The sequence below is a fragment of the Pseudomonas fluorescens genome, assembly GCF_001708445.1.
In the GTDB taxonomy this organism is placed as follows: domain Bacteria; phylum Pseudomonadota; class Gammaproteobacteria; order Pseudomonadales; family Pseudomonadaceae; genus Aquipseudomonas; species Aquipseudomonas gorinensis.
The window spans coordinates 1,586,826-1,601,537 of the sequence record NZ_CP015637.1 but is presented as its reverse complement, the minus strand read 5'-3'; the positions used below and the strand labels follow the sequence as shown (position 1 = coordinate 1,601,537).

At 61.5% G+C, this 14,712-nt stretch carries 16 protein-coding genes, 1 tRNA gene and 1 pseudogene; 13 read left to right on the top strand and 5 right to left on the bottom strand.

The annotated features are described in order from the left end of the window. The first annotated feature begins 1 nt into the window (after nt 1). The 7 genes from A7317_RS07195 to A7317_RS07165 all read left to right on the top strand — a co-directional run bounded on the left by A7317_RS07195 (nt 2) and on the right by A7317_RS07165 (nt 4,306). A complete protein-coding gene (locus tag A7317_RS07195; RefSeq protein WP_024074002.1) occupies nt 2-760 on the top strand; it encodes an MBL fold metallo-hydrolase in 759 nt (252 codons plus the stop codon). Nucleotides 761-787: 27 nt separating this feature from the next. Next, the gene (gene purC / locus A7317_RS07190; RefSeq protein ID WP_024074003.1) at nt 788-1,501 is read left to right on the top strand and encodes a phosphoribosylaminoimidazolesuccinocarboxamide synthase; all 714 of its coding nucleotides are present in this window, start codon (nt 788-790) and stop codon (nt 1,499-1,501) included. 84 nt (nt 1,502-1,585) lie between these two features. Then, nucleotides 1,586-1,675 (top strand) — tRNA-Ser (locus tag A7317_RS07185). A gap of 156 nt (nt 1,676-1,831) precedes the next feature. Further along, nucleotides 1,832-2,389, top strand: a complete 558-nt coding sequence (locus A7317_RS07180) for a cytochrome b (RefSeq protein WP_069075461.1) — start codon at nt 1,832-1,834, stop codon at nt 2,387-2,389. A gap of 43 nt (nt 2,390-2,432) precedes the next feature. Continuing rightward, nucleotides 2,433-2,984 carry a tetratricopeptide repeat protein gene (locus tag A7317_RS07175; protein WP_024074005.1) on the top strand — a complete coding sequence of 184 codons (552 nt, stop codon included), beginning with the start codon at nt 2,433-2,435 and terminating at the stop codon, nt 2,982-2,984. Nucleotides 2,985-3,044: 60 nt separating this feature from the next. Then, the gene (locus A7317_RS07170) at nt 3,045-3,542 is read left to right on the top strand and encodes an RNA polymerase sigma factor (RefSeq protein ID WP_041161116.1); all 498 of its coding nucleotides are present in this window, start codon (nt 3,045-3,047) and stop codon (nt 3,540-3,542) included. After that, complete coding sequence (locus A7317_RS07165; RefSeq protein WP_069075460.1) at nt 3,539-4,306, top strand: anti-sigma factor family protein; 768 nt, start codon at nt 3,539-3,541, stop codon at nt 4,304-4,306. Before A7317_RS07170 ends, A7317_RS07165 begins: the two co-directional genes overlap by 4 nt. Here A7317_RS07165 and A7317_RS07160 read toward each other — a convergent pair. After that, nucleotides 4,295-5,269: a LysR family transcriptional regulator gene (locus A7317_RS07160; RefSeq protein ID WP_069075459.1), complete on the bottom strand. Its 975-nt coding sequence runs from the start codon at nt 5,267-5,269 to the stop codon at nt 4,295-4,297. The two genes, A7317_RS07165 and A7317_RS07160, sit on opposite strands and share 12 nt — an antisense overlap. Before the next feature lie 158 nt (nt 5,270-5,427). On the opposite strand from A7317_RS07160, the gene A7317_RS07155 reads away from it, so the two are divergent. The 5 genes and pseudogenes from A7317_RS07155 (at nt 5,428) to A7317_RS31455 (ending at nt 10,895) form a co-directional block, all read left to right on the top strand. Beyond that, complete coding sequence (locus A7317_RS07155; protein ID WP_024074009.1) at nt 5,428-6,747, top strand: MFS transporter; 1,320 nt, start codon at nt 5,428-5,430, stop codon at nt 6,745-6,747. 13 nt (nt 6,748-6,760) lie between these two features. Further along, nucleotides 6,761-7,990, top strand: coding sequence for a Zn-dependent hydrolase (locus A7317_RS07150; RefSeq protein ID WP_024074010.1), 1,230 nt, complete (start codon nt 6,761-6,763; stop codon nt 7,988-7,990). A gap of 68 nt (nt 7,991-8,058) precedes the next feature. Further along, a complete protein-coding gene (locus tag A7317_RS07145) occupies nt 8,059-9,084 on the top strand; it encodes a histone deacetylase family protein (protein ID WP_069075458.1) in 1,026 nt (341 codons plus the stop codon). Between the two features lie 185 nt (nt 9,085-9,269). Continuing rightward, a pseudogene (locus A7317_RS31460) lies at nt 9,270-10,037 on the top strand (MCP four helix bundle domain-containing protein); the annotation flags it as partial. Next, on the top strand, nt 10,032-10,895 hold the full coding sequence (locus A7317_RS31455) for a methyl-accepting chemotaxis protein (protein WP_370531108.1): 864 nt from the start codon (nt 10,032-10,034) through the stop codon (nt 10,893-10,895). The pseudogene A7317_RS31460 and the gene A7317_RS31455, both read left to right, overlap by 6 nt. Before the next feature lie 36 nt (nt 10,896-10,931). On the opposite strand, the gene A7317_RS07135 is transcribed toward A7317_RS31455, so the two are convergent. Further along, a complete protein-coding gene (locus A7317_RS07135) occupies nt 10,932-11,141 on the bottom strand; it encodes a cold-shock protein (protein WP_024074013.1) in 210 nt (69 codons plus the stop codon). A gap of 70 nt (nt 11,142-11,211) precedes the next feature. Continuing rightward, nucleotides 11,212-11,424, bottom strand: a complete 213-nt coding sequence (locus tag A7317_RS07130) for a cold-shock protein (RefSeq protein ID WP_024074014.1) — start codon at nt 11,422-11,424, stop codon at nt 11,212-11,214. 268 nt (nt 11,425-11,692) lie between these two features. Between A7317_RS07130 and A7317_RS07125 the strand changes: the two genes are divergently transcribed. Continuing rightward, on the top strand, nt 11,693-12,595 hold the full coding sequence (locus tag A7317_RS07125; RefSeq protein ID WP_024074015.1) for a LysR family transcriptional regulator: 903 nt from the start codon (nt 11,693-11,695) through the stop codon (nt 12,593-12,595). Here A7317_RS07125 and A7317_RS07120 read toward each other — a convergent pair. After that, nucleotides 12,587-13,345: a substrate-binding domain-containing protein gene (locus A7317_RS07120; RefSeq protein WP_069075456.1), complete on the bottom strand. Its 759-nt coding sequence runs from the start codon at nt 13,343-13,345 to the stop codon at nt 12,587-12,589. The two genes, A7317_RS07125 and A7317_RS07120, sit on opposite strands and share 9 nt — an antisense overlap. After that, nucleotides 13,345-14,649: an MFS transporter gene (locus A7317_RS07115; protein WP_024074017.1), complete on the bottom strand. Its 1,305-nt coding sequence runs from the start codon at nt 14,647-14,649 to the stop codon at nt 13,345-13,347. Before A7317_RS07115 ends, A7317_RS07120 begins: the two co-directional genes overlap by 1 nt. Nucleotides 14,650-14,712: the final 63 nt, after the last annotated feature.

Here is a 14,712-nt window from a genome sequence, read left to right as displayed (position 1 = left end):
GGTGCGTTTTGCCGTTCTCGGCAGCGGTAGCCAAGGGAACGGTACGCTGGTCGCCCACGACGACACGTACGTGCTGGTTGATTGTGGTTTCTCCTTGCGGGAAACCGAGCGGCGCCTGCTGCGCCTTGGGGTTCACCCCTCGCAGCTGAGCGCGATCCTGGTGACCCACGAACATGCCGACCACGTGCATGGCGTGGGTTTGCTGTCTCGGCGCTACAATCTTCCGGTGTACCTCAGTCGCGGTACGTTGCGCGGGATGCGCAAACCCGTTGAACCCGCAGGTTTCCTGGCGGGTGGCGAGCAACTGCAGATTGGCGCGTTGAGCATCAATGTGATTGCCGTGGCGCACGACGCCCAGGAACCTACGCAGTATGTATTCAGTGATGGGGAGCGGCGCTTCGGCGTGCTCACCGACCTGGGCTCCTACTGTGCCAAGGTGCTGGACGGTTACCGGAACCTCGATGCCTTGATGATCGAGTCCAACCACTGCCGAGACCTGCTGGCTCGCGGTCACTATCCGTACTTTCTCAAGCAGCGGGTGGGTGGCGAACTGGGACATTTGAACAACCACCAGGCGGCGTACCTGGTGTACGAGTTGGGCTGGCAAGACCTGCAACACCTGGTCCTGGCCCACTTGAGCAGCAAGAACAACCTGCCGACGCTTGCCCGGCAATGTTTTGTCGACACCCTTGGGTGCGACCCGGACTGGCTGCAACTGGCCGATCAAGATTCAGGGCTCGACTGGCGACACATCGCCTAGCCCACCTCACTCAAAGCGGAGCCCATCATGGAAAAACGTGAAGAACTCTACCGCGGCAAAGCCAAGTCGGTGTACAAGACCGACGACGCCAACCGCCTGATCCTGCTGTTTCGCAACGACACCTCGGCGTTCGACGGCAAGCGCATCGAGCAACTGGATCGCAAGGGCATGGTGAACAACAAGTTCAACGCCTTCATCATGCAGAAACTCGAAGCGGCCGGCATCCCGACCCAATTCGACAAACTGCTGAGCGACAACGAGTGCCTGGTCAAGAAGCTGGACATGATCCCGGTGGAATGCGTCGTGCGTAACTACGCCGCCGGCAGCCTGGTCAAGCGCCTGGGCGTGGAAGAGGGCCTCAAGCTCAACCCTTACACGTTCGAGCTGTTCCTGAAGGACGACGCCAAGGGCGACCCGTTCATCAACGAATCCCACGTCGTGGCGTTCGGTTGGGGCACCGCTGAGCAACTGGCGCGCATGAAGGAGTTGTCCCTCAAGGTCAACGACGTGCTGAGCAAGCTGTTCGACGACGCGGGCCTGTTGCTGGTGGACTTCAAGCTGGAATTCGGTGTGTTCCACGACGGCTCTATCGTCCTGGGCGACGAATTCAGCCCGGACGGCTGCCGCCTGTGGGACAAGGACACCAAGAAGAAGATGGACAAAGACCGCTTCCGCCAGGGCCTCGGTGATGTGATCGAAGCCTACGAAGAAGTCGCCCATCGTCTCGGCGTACCGCTGTAATCGACGCAAGCATCTGATAGCACGGAAAAAAATCTCTATTCGAGCTTTGCTTCCACGAAACAGGCTGTTATGATGCGCGCCGTTGGAGAGATGCCAGAGTGGCCGAATGGGACGGATTCGAAATCCGTTGTACCTTCACCGGTACCTAGGGTTCGAATCCCTATCTCTCCGCCATTACATAGAAAAAGCCCCGTAGCTGAATAAGCTACGGGGCTTTTTCGTTTCCGGGTATTCGCTTGGCAACGGCTGAAGCACATCTATTTTTTTTGCGCCTCACCGAATAACTTTCCCCGCTGCGGTGTTCACTACTCACACCATCAGGGAATGCCCATGAACATACCGACCGACCGCTACGACCGTTGGACCCGCATCTTCCACTGGCTCACCGCTGCCGTGGTGATCTTCATGTTTGCCAGTGCCCATCTCTGGGAAAACCTGGAGAAGGGCACGCCGCTGCGCAAGGGCCTGCAATCGCTGCATATCTCGCTCGGCATTGCGATGGCGCTGTTGATTGTCGTGCGGATCGCCTGGCGATTGATTGCGGGTCATCATCCGAAGTCCGACAGTCCCCGGGCGCTTAACCTGCTGGCGAAAATGGCGCATGGTTGCCTGTACCTGTTGCTGTTGGCGCAGATCGTCCTGGGCTTTATGTTTCGCTGGGCTCAAGGCGAGCCGTTCAATTTCTTCGGGCTGTTCCCCATTCCTGCTCCCGTTGTGATTGATCACGAATGGAGGGGCGCCCTGGGTGGTCTGCATGACAATGTGGCATGGGCGATCATCCTGCTGGCGGGCCTGCATGCCGCGGCTGCGCTCTGGCATCACGTTGTCGTCGGCGACAACACGCTGCGCCGTATGTTGCCCGGGTCAGGTAATGCGCTTCAAAAGTGATGTTCGCTGTTGCACCTCCCCATCGTTACGGAGCATGACAACCATGAAAAACCGCCACGAACACCCCGTCACTTACCGCACCGCGCTGTTCTTCAGTGCTTGCCTGGCCGCCGCTTTACTCGCAGGCCCAGCTCACGCCTCCGGTGACGAATCGGCCCCGCCCAAGCCTAACTGCCCGAAAGGCCAGGTCTGGGATACCAAGAGCGGAAAATGCGTGCTGCAAACCAGCAAAGCCACTTCGGACGCCGACCGTACCGATTACGCCTACCGCCTGGCCAAAGATGGGCGCTACGACGAAGCCCTGGCATTGCTCGATACCCTGCAAAACCCGAACACCGCCAAGGCTCTCAACTATCGCGGCTATGCCACGCGCAAACTGGGGCGCACCGATGAAGGCATCGGTTATTACCTGAAGTCCGTCGCGCTCGACCCCAACTACGCGCAGGTTCGCGAGTACCTGGGCGAGGCCTATGTGATCAAAGGGCGCGTCGACCTGGCGCAAGAGCAACTGGTGAAAATCAAAGCCTTGTGCAGCACCACCTGCGAAGAGTACCAAGACCTCGCCGAAGCTATCGCCGCCGCGCCACAGGCTTGAAACCGATGAGTGAACCGACAGGGGGCAGCCATCACCAGAGAGGCTGAGTTTCGTCGCGAGCTGGGCCTGTTGTTGCCGCGTTTATGGCGATATGGGTTGGTGTTGTCGCGGCAAAAGCATCTGGCCGAAGACTTGGTGCAGGCGACCTGTGTGCGAGCATTGGAGCGTGCCGGGCAGTTCGCGGCCGGCACGCGCCTGGACCGCTGGCTGCTGTCGATCATGCATTCCATCTGGCTCAACGAGGTGCGTTCGCAACGGGTACGCCAGGGGCAGGGGTTTGTCGAGGGGGAACAGGCGTTGTCCTTCGATGGCGAGAGCCAGGCTCAGGATCAGGTATTGGCCGCGCAAGTGATCAAGCTCGTTAACGGGTTGCCTGAAGCACAGCGGGAAACAGTGTTTCTGGCGTACGTCGAAGGGCTTTCCTACAAGGAAATTGCCGAGGTGCTGCATATTCCCGTCGGGACTGTGATGAGCCGGTTGGCCGCCGCCCGCTTGAAACTGGTGCAGACCACACCCTCTACGGCCCAGCAGGATAAATCCAGCGGAGAACGGCGATGACTCAGACTAACGTACCGTCCGATGAGTGGTTGGTGGCTTATCTGGATGGCGAGCTGGAGGTGGAGCAGCGGGCGTTCATCGCCGATCAGGTCCGCACGGACCCGGTGCTGGCCGCACGCCTGGAGGCTTTGCAGTGCGCTGACTTACCCTTCAAGGCCGCCTTCGACTCGGTGCTGGGTCAAGCACCTACCGCGCGGATGCAGGCAATGCTCAACGCCTTGCCAGCGGCACAAGCCCCAGCGCTGAGTCGACGTCGCTTCCTGGCCGTAGCCGCCGGTTTTGCCGTGGCAGGCGCAGTTGCCGACCGCCTGTTCATCAGTTGGCCTCGCGCGCAATCCGCTCAAGGCTGGCGTGCCTCGGTTGCCGAATACATGGCCCTGTACACACCGCAGACCCTGGAAAACCTCAGCGCTGATCGCGCCTCTCACATCGCCCAACTCAATGGCGTGGGGGCACAATTGGGGCTGCCGTTATCTCCAGAGGCGGTAACTCTGCCCGGCGCCGAGTTCCGGCGTGCGCAGATCCTCGACTATGAAGGCGTAGTGATCGGCCAATTGACCTACCTGGATCCGCGCCATGGTCCATTGGCACTGTGTATCACCGCCAGCCAAAAGGGCGCGCAGCCCGTCGCTACCGAGCAGCGCCGAGGCATGAATGTGGTGTATTGGGCCAGCCTGTCCCACGGCTTCATGTTGATCGGGAGAAACACATTCGAGGATTTGCAGAACATGGCCAGCCGCGTCGAACGGACGTTAATAGCTTGAACCCGGTGAGCCGGCATCGTCTGCTGCACTCGCCAACCGCCCCAACAGCGACTCAATGAACACCCTTTCCGCTCGACTCATCTTCTGCTCCCGATGCCACAGCAAGTGGATATCCACATCGGCAATCCCCTCATCCGGCGGCAGCCGCCACAGCAGCCCGTTCTTCACATCTTCCGCCACCACGTGAACCGGCAGGCAGCCCAAACCAAACCCGGCGATCACCAGGCGGCGTACCTCTTCCAGGCTGGACGACGACGCCACGATCCGCCCGCTGAAGCCCTGCTGATCACGAAAGATCGTCAGCGGCGATAGCATCCCGCCGATTTGATCACTGGTGAAACTCACGAAGTTCTCCGACTGCAAATCCCCCTCTGCCAATCCGCTGCGTCCGAACAGGGCATGGTGCTGTCCGCAAAAGAACGCGTAGCGCTGGCGCAGGAACAGATGCTGCTCCAGCCGTGGCTGTGGTCGACGGTTGAGGCTCAGGCCCAGGGTGGCGGTTTTTTCCAGCAGGGCGGCGACGATGTCGGAGCTGCGCATCACCTCGACTTCCAGGTCGACCCGTGGATGTTCACGATGAAAGTCCGCGAGAAACTCATCGAAAAGGTCCGAGTTGATCCGACTGATCATCAGCAAACGCACCTTGCCGATCACTTCATCGCCAGGTTTCTGCAGGGCGTTGCTCATCTGCGAGACCTGGCCGTACATCTCGCCGGCAATGGCGAAGATCTGTTCACCGGCCTCGGTCAGTACGAAGCGCGGGCCACGGCGGGCGATGAGTTGGCAGTCGAGTTGTTCTTCCAGGCGCTTGAGGGCCTGGCTGATCGCCGGTTGGGTCAAATGCAGGCGGGCGGCGGCGCGGCTGATGCTCAGTTCCTGGCCGATCACGCGGAAGGTGCGCAGCAGGTTCCAGTCCAGGCGGTCGTTGAGCAGGGGGTGAATATCGCGACGGGGTTCGGACATGGCGCGGCTCAATAATAAGCAGGATTTATAATTGGAATAATAAATAGAAAATTGACTAATCATAGCCCCGCGACGATAAATCACCCCTGACAAGCGCCATCAGAGCGCATGCGTTCGACCTTTCTCCTGCCAAAAAAATAACCAAAGGAGCCCGCCCCATGAAGCCTTCCGCTTCGCCCCAGCCTCGCCGTGCTGCGGCCGCCGCTTTTATCGGCACCATGATCGAGTGGTACGACTTCTACATCTATGCCACCGCCGCGGCGTTGGTGTTCGGTCAGCTGTTTTTCCCTTCCGAAGACAAATTGTTCAGCACCATGGCTGCGTTCGGCACTTTTGCCGTGGGCTTTTTCGCGCGGCCGTTGGGCGGCATCGTGTTCGGGCATATCGGCGACCGCATTGGCCGCAAGAAATCCCTGGTGATCACCCTGGTCATGATGGGCGTGGTCACCGTGTGTATCGGGCTGCTGCCAACTTACGCGCAGATCGGCGTCGCGGCGCCGGTCATGCTGGTCCTGCTGCGCATCGTGCAAGGTATTGCCGTCGGTGGCGAGTGGGGCGGTGCGGTGCTGATGGCCGGTGAGCATGCGCCCAAAGGGCGGCGGAACTTCTTCGCGTCCTTTGCCCAACTGGGCAGCCCGGCAGGGTTGATCCTGTCGCTGCTGGCGTTCAGCGCGGTGACGCGTTTGCCGGAAGAAGACCTGCTCAGTTGGGGCTGGCGCCTGCCGTTCCTGGCCAGTGCCTTGCTGCTGATCGTGGGCCTGGCGATTCGCCTGGGCGTAAACGAATCCCCTGAGTTCCTCGAAGACCAGGCGCTGGCGCAAAAGGCCCGGGCGATCAAGCCCGACCAGGCCCCGGTGATCGAAGTGCTGAAAACCGCGTGGCGCCCGTTGTTGCTGTGCATTGGCGCCAACACCCTGGGCATCGCCGGCGTGTATTTCACCAACACGTTCATGATTGCCTACAGCACTCAGCAACTGGGCTTACCGCGCTCGTTGATTCTGGAGTGTTTGTTCTTCGTTGCCATCATCCAGTTCTGTGTCCAGCCGCTGGCGGCCTGGGTGGCGGAGAAGGTCGGCGCCACGCGGTTTCTCTGCGCGATGACGGTACTGGCGATGGCTTCGCCGTACCCGATGTTCGTGCTGGTGAGCAGCGGCCAGGCGCCGTTGATCATCCTCGGCATCGCCCTGGCCGTGGTGTGCATGGCCTCGTTTTATGCGGTCATCGCCGGCTTTGTCAGCGGCCTGTTTGAAACCCGTGTGCGCTATACCGCGATTTCCCTGGCCTATCAGGTGTGCGGTGCGCTGGCCGGTGGTCTGACGCCATTGATTGGCACCTGGCTGGCCCATGCCTACCAGGGCCAATGGTGGCCGATGGCGGTGTTTTACAGCCTGATCGCGGCGGTCTCGCTGGTGTGCGTATTGGCGTTATCGCGCCGCCACGCCACCGCCCACCGTCTCGAAATGGCCCCAAGTGTCTGAGGGGAGATGGGTAATGTTGAAGATTAATGGCCCGCGCCTGTGGGCCAGCCTGATGGCCATGGCTGAAGTGGGTGCGACCGCACGCGGCGGCAGTTGCCGCCTGGCCTTGAGCGCTGAGGACCAGGCCGGTCGCGAGCTGTTCAGCCACTGGTGCACTGCGGCGGGGCTGACCTTGAGCGTGGATGCCATCGGCAACCTGTTCGCCCGCCGCGCCGGGACGGAGGAGGACGCCGCCCCGGTGATGATGGGCAGCCACCTCGACACTCAGCCGGAGGGCGGGCGTTTCGACGGTGTCTACGGTGTGCTGGCTGGCCTGGAAGTGATCCGCAGCCTTGACGACCACGGTATTCAAACGCGTAAACCGTTGGAAATCGCCGTATGGACCAACGAGGAGGGCGCCCGGTTTACCCCGGCGATGCTTGGCTCGGCGGTCTTCACTGGCGCCCTGGCGTTGGACAAGGCCCTGGCCAGTGTCGACGTGGATGGCATCAGTGTGGCCGAGGCCTTGCGCGCCATCGGCTACCACGGTGAGCGCGCGTCAGGTGGTGCGGTGGATGCGTATTTCGAAGCGCATATCGAGCAAGGCCCGATCCTGGAAGACAACGCCAAGAGCATCGGCGTGGTCACTGGTGGCCAGGCGATTCGCTGGCTCGATGTGCGCGTCACCGGCATGGCGGCGCACGCTGGCACGACGCCGATGCCGCTGCGCAAGGACGCGCTGTATGGCGCTGCGCAAATGATCCAGGCGCTGGAAAGCCTGGCCAAGGATTTCGCTCCCGAGGGCCTGACGACCGTTGGTGAATTGAGCATCGCCAAATCCTCCCGTAACACCATCCCCGGGCTGCTGCATTTTAGCGTCGATCTGCGCCATCACCGCGACACCGACCTTGATGCCATGGAACAGCAGGTGCACAAACAGTTGCAGGCCATCGCCGCGCAACGTGGGCTGGACGTCACCATCAGCCCCCACTGGATCAGCCCGGCGACACCGTTCGATGCGCAATGCGTGGCCTGCGTGCAAGCCGCGGTGGACGCCTTGGGCTACAGCCAGCAGCGGATCGTCAGCGGCGCCGGTCACGACGCGATTCACCTGGCACGCTATTGCCCCACCGCAATGGTCTTCATCCCCTGCGTCGGCGGCCTCAGCCACAACGAAGCCGAAGATGTATTGCCCGAAGACGTGCGCCAGGGCACCGATGTATTGCTTAACGCCGTGTTGGCTCGCGCCGGCCAGGCCACATGACCACTCATACCTGAAGACTGGCGCCGTCCCGCTCAAACAGGGGCGCAGTGTTCATCCAGGAGCCTCTTATGCGTACGTTTTTCCACCCCGAACAGCTGCTGCACCATCCGCGCAGCTACTATTCCCGCGGCCAGATGCGCACGCCGCATGAAGTCCCCGAGCGTGCCCGCAACCTGCTGCTGGCCGCGCAAACCCTTGGCTTCGATATTCAACAACCGCAGGATTATGGACTTGAGCCCCTGCTGGCCGTCCACGGCGCGTCTTACCTGACTTTCCTCCAGCAAGCCCACGCGCTCTGGAAAGAAATCCCCGAGGACTGGGGCGACGAAGTCATGTCCAATATCTTCGTGCGCGAGCCCAACGCCCTGCGCGGCGTCCTGGCCCAGGCTGCGCGCTACCTGGCCGACGGCAGTTGCCCGGTGGGTGAACTCACCTGGCGCTCGGCGTATTGGTCAGCCCAAAGCGCCGTCGCCGCCGCCAGGGCCATCCTCGACGGGGCGCCCGCAGCCTATGCACTGTGTCGCCCGCCAGGTCATCACGCGCGCTTCGATGCGGCAGGCGGTTTCTGCTACATCAATAACGCGGCCGTCGCGGCACAGGCGTTGCGCGAAGGCTTCCAGCGCGTCGCCATCCTCGACACCGACATGCACCACGGCCAGGGCATCCAGGAGATTTTCTACGACCGCGACGACGTGCTCTACGTGTCGATCCACGGCGACCCCACCAACTTCTACCCCGGCGTCGCCGGCTTCGCCGAAGAGCGTGGCAACGCCGCCGGTGAAGGCTTCAACCTCAACCTGCCTATGGCGCACGGTGCCAGCGAGGCGGTGTTTTTTGCACAACTGGAGCGGGCGCTCAAGACGGTCAAAGACTTCTCGGCGCAGGTGCTGGTGTTGTCCCTGGGCTTCGATATCTACGAACTCGACCCGCAAAGCAAAGTCGCGGTGACGCGCCAGGGGTTTGCGCAGTTGGGAGCCTGCATCCGTGGGCTGGGGTTGCCCTGTGTGATCGTGCAGGAAGGGGGGTATCACCTGGAGACGCTGGACAGTAATGCCCAGGCGTTTTTCGACGGCCCACAGGCTTGGAGCATGTAATCAGGCAACTTTTCAGGAGCTGAAACTGAAACGCCTGCTGGGCTCCATGCCCCGCCGGCGTTAAGGGGTTGCCAACCAACGTGGAACTCGTTGGCAACACTTTTTTTCGTGGGGCTAAAGTACTGCCCCGGCAGGCCGAAACGCTCTCATACGATGTCATATCCCTAAAAAGAGAGCCGCCAAACATGTCCCTTCGCAGCCTGTCCATCGCCCGTCGCGCGGGCTTGGGTTTTGCCCTGATTGCCTTGCTCGTCGCCCTGTTGGGTTTTTTCGCGCTCTCGAACATGGCCAGCATTCGTGCCAGTGCGGTGCAGGTGGAAAGCGGACTGGTGCCCAAGATGCGCCTGGTGGCGGACATTCGCGAAATCATGCTGCGCATTCGTACGATTTCTTTGCGCATGGCGCTGGACCCGAACCCCGCGAGCATCCCGCAATACCGCAGCCAGATGGACACTCGTAGCCAGGACCTGGCCAAGCGGCTGGCCGACCTCAACGCGGTGATCGACACCCCCGAGGTGCGCGCGTTGTATGAGCAGTTCCAGGCCTCGCTGCGCCAATACCAGCAGGGGCTGGCCCAGTCGTTTGTCCTGGCCGACCAGCAGCAGGGCGCCGAGCTCAACAAGTTGCTGCTGGTGGACATGAAAACCGTGGTGGATGGCTCCGGAGCCCAACTCAACGCCCTGGCCGACTACTACAACGCGCAGATCAACCAGCAGGGCCAGGCGGCTGAGGCGCAGTACGGCCGTTCGCGTACGATGGTCTTCGGTTTTGTGCTGCTGGCCGCGTTGAGCACCGTGGCGCTGGCGTGGTTGCTGACGCGCAGCATCGTCGGCCCCCTGAGCCATGCAGTGCGGACCGCAGAAAACGTTGCCCGAGGCGACCTGACCCAAACGGTGGCGGTGACCGGCGACGATGAAGTGACCCGCCTGCTCGTGGCACTCCAGAGCATGCAAGCCAGCCTGCGCGGGACCTTGCAACTGATTCGCCAGTCGGCCGGTCAGTTGGCGTCTTCCGCCACCGACCTCAATGGCATCACCGACCAAAGCAGCCGCAGCCTGCAAAAACAAACCGCTGAAATCGAGCAGGCCGCCACGGCGGTCAACGAGATGACCTCGGCCGCAGATGAGGTGGCGCGCAATGCGGTGTCCACCTCCGAATCCACACGCCTGTCCAATGAAACGGCGCGCGAGGGCCAGCACCGAGTGGGCGAAACCGTCAGCGCCATTGAAGCCCTGAGCACCAACATCGGCGAAACCTCGACCCTGGTACAGAACCTCGCCGAGCAATCGCGGGATATCGGCAAGGTGCTCGACGTGATTCGCTCCATCGCCGAGCAGACCAACCTGCTGGCCCTCAATGCCGCTATCGAAGCGGCGCGGGCCGGTGAGTCCGGGCGTGGTTTTGCGGTGGTGGCGGACGAAGTGCGCGCACTGGCCCACCGTACCCAGCAATCGACCCTGGAAATCGACCAGATGGTCACCGCGATGCGCACGGGTTCCGACCAGGCACTGACATCGATGCAGTCGAGTACCCAGCGCGCCACTGACACATTGGCCCTGGCTGAAGGAGCCGGTGGTGCATTGAGCCAGATCACCGACTCCATCGACCAGATTCACCAGCGCAACCTGGTGATCGCCAGCGCCGCCGAGGAGCAGGCCCAGGTGGCCAAGGAGGTCGATCGCAACATCGTTAATATTCGCGACCTGTCTGCCCAGTCGTCTTCCGGCGCCGGGCAGATCAATGGGTCGAGCCGTGAATTGGCGCAGTTGGCGGTCGCCCTCAACGAGGCGGTGGCACGCTTTCAGCTGTAGTGACGTGCGCCGTGAGTGGCGGCGGGCAGGAAGGCGCTAATTCAGCGTCGGTTCTTCCTCGATCTTTATATTGACCGCTTGCCACTCACCCCCCGGCCCCCGTTCCAATTCGTAGCTGACGATTTGCCCCTCGCGCAGCACTCGACCGCCCTGGGCGGTGCTGCTACGAAAGAACACGTCTTGCGTATCATGGACGGCAGTTTCGCTGCTGATGAAAATTGCAGTCTGTGGAGTTGTTCTGGACATGGCCGTTCTCCTTTTTCAGTGCAATACATGGCCCGTGGTGGGCGGGGTGAAGCGGTCATCCAACGGTTTATCAACCGACCACTTGGACTTTGTCGGCCTGCATGCCTTTTTGCCCTTGCACCGCTTCGAAGCTGACTTTCTGTCCTTCTTTCAATGACTTGAATCCAGTGCCTTCAATCGCCCTGAAGTGTACGAACAGGTCGGGCCCATCATCCGGAGTGATAAACCCATAGCCTTTTTCATCGTTGAACCACTTCACCGTGCCGTTCTGTCTGTTGCTCATTGTTCGTACCCTCTAAACCCTTGTGTCCTGATGCGCGCCGATGCAACGCGACATACTTAATAAAAGCCCCGCGCCTGCCAGTCGTCAACACGGCGCGAGACCAACGGTACTGTCATTTCTGACAGGTTTTCAGGCCGTCAAAGCGCGCCATACTGCGCAGTTTCATGCTGAAGACCCGCAGTGTTCGGGCGGCCGTCCGCTCGCGCATGGCGCCCTGTCGTCGCCCATACGATAATGCCGGCATTCCGATTCCCACTGGCCATCCTCCGTGATCATCAATTTCGACCTCAACGACCTCCAAGCCTTCCGCGCCGTGGTAGACAAGGGCAGTTTTCGCGCCGCCGCCGAGGCCATCCGGATTTCGCAGCCGGCCCTCAGCCGCCGTATCGAAAAGCTTGAATCCGCCCTCGATGTGAAGCTGTTCGAACGCACCACGCGCCGGGTCAGCCTGACCATGGTCGGGCGTGCATTCCTGCCTCAGGTCGAGCGCATGCTCGACGACCTCGACATTGCCCTGATGGGCATCAGTAACGTGGCGTCCACGCGCATGGGCGACGTCACCATCGCCTGCGTGCCGTCTACGGCGTATTACTTCATGCCCCACGTGATTTCCGAGTTCCACAAGCTGTACCCGAAGATTCGCCTGCGGGTGCTGGACGCCAGTGCCGGTGAGGTGTGCAGCGCAGTGGGGAGTGGCGAGGCGGATTTTGGCGTGAGTTTCAGCGGCAGCCTGGCCGATGAAGTGGAATTCGAGTTGCTGATGCAGGAGCGCTATGTACTGGCGTGTCGTCGGGACCACCCGTTGGCCGGACGCGACAGCGTGACCTGGGCCGAGGCCTACGAGCACGACTACATCACGGTGGACAAGACGTCGGGCAACCGCGCCCTGCTGGACCAGGCCTTGCACGGCGTGCGGGTGAAAAAACCGAGCGTCTGCGAGACACACCACGTGACCACGATGATCGGCTTGGTAGAGGCGGGGCTGGGGGTGGCGATGGTGCCGTCGATCGCCATGCCGGCGGGCGAACACCCGATTCTGGTGAGTGTGCCGCTGGTCGAGCCGCCGGTGATGCGCAACGTGGGCTTGATCAAGCGTCGCGGGCGGACATTGCCGCCCGCGGCGCTGGAGTTGGAGCGGTTGGTGCGGGAGATGCCGTTTCGGTCAGCGTGACACCGAGTCCAGGCCGGTGGATTGCACCAGCGGTTGTGCCTCGGGCGAGGCCAGGTACTGCAACAGTGCCTTGGCCTGGGCCGGGTGTTCGGCGTTAACCGGAATGCCCGCCGCAAAGCGTGTCACCGACTGCACGTCTTCCGGGATCTTGCCCACGTAAGTCACCCCCGGCACCGGCAACAGTTCCGCGACCTGTTGCAAGCCCACCTCGTATTCACCCTTGGCAACCTTCTCGGCCACCGGGATGCGTTCGATCATGCTGCCCTTGGCGGGCATGCCGAGTTTCTTGAACAGCTCCTTCTCGACATACACACCGCTGGCGCTGTCCGAATACGCTATGGACTTGGCCTTGAGCAGCACGGCCTTGAGCTCGGCGTCGGTGCCAATCGCCGGTTTCGCCGCGCCTTCTTTCACCACCAGGCCGATGCGCGAATCCGCCAATTCCACGCGGGACGCCGGGTCGACTTTGCCTTGCTTGATCAACTCATCCAGGGCGTAGCCGACCATAATCACCACGTCGGCGTGTTCGCCACGGGCCAGGCGGTTGGGAATCGCTTCCGGCGCCTTGCCCATCGAGGGGCCGAGGATCGTGTCGAGGGTATCGCCGCTCTGTTTGGCGTATTGCGGGCCCAGCAATTTATACGCCGCAGTGAAGCCACCCGAGGTCATGACCTTGAGTTCTTCGGCCTGGGCCGTCAGTGCCAGGGTGCCGAGGGCCAGGGTCGTCAGGGTCTTGAATAGCGTCTTCATCACACGGCCTCCTGCATCACTTGCCCACGGGTGTTGGCCCGGCGATACAGCGCCAGGGTCGAGCACAAGGCGCACAGCGCGGCAAACATCATCCAGTAGGCCGGGGAGGCCTTGTCTTCGGTGAGGTGGATGAACCAGGTGGAAATCGCCGGAGTGAAACCGCCAAAGAGTGCGGTCGCCAGGCTATAGGCCAGGGAGAAGCCCGCCACGCGCACTTCCACCGGCATGATTTCGGTCAGCGCCGGGATCATTGCGCCGTTGTACATGCCATAGAGGAAGGAGAACCACAGCAGGACTTCCAACATATGCGCAAAGCTTGGCGCGTTGACCACGTAGGACAACGCCGGGTAAGCAGTGAGAACCGTCAGCACGGTCATGGCGACCAGTACCGGCTTGCGGCCAAAGCGGTCGCTCAAGGTGCCGCCGATGGGCAGCCAGACAAAGTTCGACACGGCCACCAGCAAGGTCACCAGCAGTGCATCGGAGGTGCTCAGTTGCAGCACGGTCTTGCCGAAGGTCGGCGCGTACACGGTGATCAGGTAGAACGCCGTGGTGGTCATGGCGACCATCAGCATGCCGCCGATGACCACAGTCCAGTTCTTCGCCAGGGTCGCCAACACTTCGCGCATGGTGGGGCGATGTTTGCGGTTGGCGAACTCTTCGGTTTCCTCCAGGTTGCGGCGCAGCACGAAGATGAACGGGATGATCACGCAACCGAAGGCGAACGGGATACGCCAGCCCCAATCGGCCACCACGGCCGGTTCCATCCACACATTCAGGCCATAACCCAATGCGGCGGCCACCACGATGGAGATCTGTTGGCTGCCCGATTGCCAGCTGGTGTAGAAGCCCTTGCGGCCGGGCGTGGCCATTTCGGACAGGTACACCGACACACCGCCCAGTTCCGCGCCGGCCGAGAAACCTTGCAGCAGGCGGCCGACCAGTACCAGCAACGGGGCCCACAGGCCAATGCTGTGATAACCGGGCACCAACACGATCAGCAGCGTGCCGCTGGCCATGATCGACAGGGTCACGATCAACCCTTTGCGGCGACCGACGTCGTCAATGTAGGCGCCCAGAATGATCGCGCCCAATGGCCGCATCAGGAAGCCTGCGCCGAACACGGCGAAGGTCATCATTAATGACGCAAACTCATTAGCGGCGGGAAAGAACGCGGCAGCAATGTAGGTGGCATAGAAGCCGAACAGAAAGAAGTCGAACTGTTCGAGGAAGTTGCCCGAAGTCACGCGGAAAACCGCACCAATTTTCGAGCGAGCGGCGTCAGGCCGAGAAGGGCTATTCATGGTTTTGTGTCTCCAGCGTTCTTTTAAAGTGCTTGTTTCGCTTAAGACCGCGGATAGTGGCTG